The 289-nt window shown below is 34.3% G+C and carries 1 pseudogene; it reads right to left on the minus strand.

Annotated features, from left to right (window positions below):
- A pseudogene (locus BPMYX0001_RS27060) lies at window positions 1–233 on the minus strand (hypothetical protein); the annotation flags it as partial.
- Window positions 234–289 lie beyond the last annotated feature (56 nt).

A 289-nucleotide genomic window follows, 5' to 3' on the forward strand; every position in this document is an offset into this window, starting at 1 on the left:
TCGAGTTCTTCTTGTGTTGCTAATTCAATTTGGTGGGCAAATTCGTAATCAAGAATAAAATTGACAATTTCTTGGTATTGCTCACCTTTATAGTCAACGTATAAAAACTGTTTCGTCGTCAATCCATATTTTAATAGGTCTTCATGTAAGTCATAACTTCCTTGTTCCTTCAAAAACGTTTCCAAATCCTTGCTATCAGGAAATATAATCTGCGCTATCCCTTGATCAGGCATATTAGCTTCCTCCCTTTTATTGAAATAATTCTCCATGCTTGTTAGGAATATATTCC

Origin of the sequence: Bacillus pseudomycoides DSM 12442, assembly GCF_000161455.1 — a bacterium.
Taxonomy (GTDB): Bacteria; Bacillota; Bacilli; order Bacillales; family Bacillaceae_G; genus Bacillus_A; species Bacillus_A pseudomycoides.